This is a genomic window from Treponema sp. R6D11 (genome assembly GCF_054786075.1).
In genome coordinates this window covers 1-1,410 of the sequence record NZ_BDHD01000307.1, presented here as the reverse complement: position 1 = coordinate 1,410, position 1,410 = coordinate 1, and the positions used below count along the sequence as shown (strand labels likewise).

The 1,410-nt window shown below is 49.1% G+C and carries 1 protein-coding gene; it reads right to left on the bottom strand.

From position 1 onward, the window contains the following. The coding region (gene mrdA, locus ACYVTD_RS12575) for a penicillin-binding protein 2 (protein ID WP_461248095.1) at window positions 1-1,410 on the bottom strand (1,410 nt) is incomplete at both ends.

Genomic DNA, 1,410 nt, shown 5'->3' with positions numbered 1-1,410 from the left:
AAAAATTATCGCCGACGCGTAAGGAGCCCACCATTCCCATTTGTTCGCCGCCTCTACAATTACTGTAAGAACAATCGCGTTTTCCGCGTTCCTGTTGTCATAAGGCGCGAAAGCGGTAAACCATGAATGCCATCTGTCCAAGAATCCGACTTCGGCGGTTCCCGTCTTCCCCGCTATCTGCACCGATTTAATGTTCAAAGGATACTGCGCCGTTCCGCTCGTGATTACGTTTCTCATATCACGGCGTACCGATTCGAAAACTTCAGGCGATATCTTGCTTTCGTGTAACACGGAAGGCCTTATACTTCTTTCAACCGCGCCCGACACGGGATCGCGGACTTCTTTTAACACGTGGGGTTTGTAAATTTTTCCGTCGTTTACAACCATGCATACCATATCCGCCATTTGAATGGGGGTAAGCAATGTAAAACCCTGCCCTATGGACATATTCATCGTGTCACCCGCGACCCATCTTTCGTGGAACCTGCGTTCTTTCCACTGCGGGTTCGGGATAAATCCCGCTATTTCACCGGGAAGATCGACATTTGTTAATTCGCCGTAACCGTATTCTTTTGCGTATAACGCGATTCTTTCAGGCCCAAGATAATCCCTGCCGGCCGTCATGTAATAAATGTTACATGATTGCGCCAAAGCGTTGTGAAGGTTTAATCTGCCGTGTCCGGGAGGCTTTATATGGCACAGCCAGTCGCGGTTTCCGAAATTAAGTAGTCCTCGGCAAAGAATGGTCTGTTCCGGCGGAAAAGATTTTTCGGCGTAGATACCGGTTGTTAATACGACCTTAAAAGTCGAACCGGGCGCGTAACTGGATTGGATGGCGCGGTTTAAGAAAGGTTTGTTTGGATCTTCGGCAAGCGCCCTGTAACCTGTGCTTAGCCCGTCTGAAAAGATGTTGGGGTCGTACCACGGATAAGAAACCAACGCGAGTATTTCCCCCGTGGAAGGACGCATGACAATGGCGGTTCCAATGCGCGGTCCCAGCGCTTTTTCAACAAGAGACTGAAGGTTGTAATCTATTGTTAACACGAGATTTTTGCCGGATTCGGGCGGAATGCGCACGTTTTCGCTTCCCGCGATACGCCTGCCCCTTACGTCTACCGTCCTTATTTCCCTGCCCTCTTTTCCCTTTAAAAGCTCGTCGTACTGCTTTTCAATTCCCGATTTGCCGATTACGTCTCCCTGCTGGTAACCTTGGTTGTAAAGGGACGTCAATTCGTCTCTGGTAATGTCTCCGACATAGCCTAAAACATGGGCTAGGCTTCCCGAATCCTCATAATTTCTAATCGGCTTACTAAGCCATGAAACTCCAGGAAGGGTGTTTTTTCTTTCCGCTAGGGCCGCTATGGTTTTTAACGGAACGTTCGCGGCGATTTCCACGGGCTGGAAAGATTG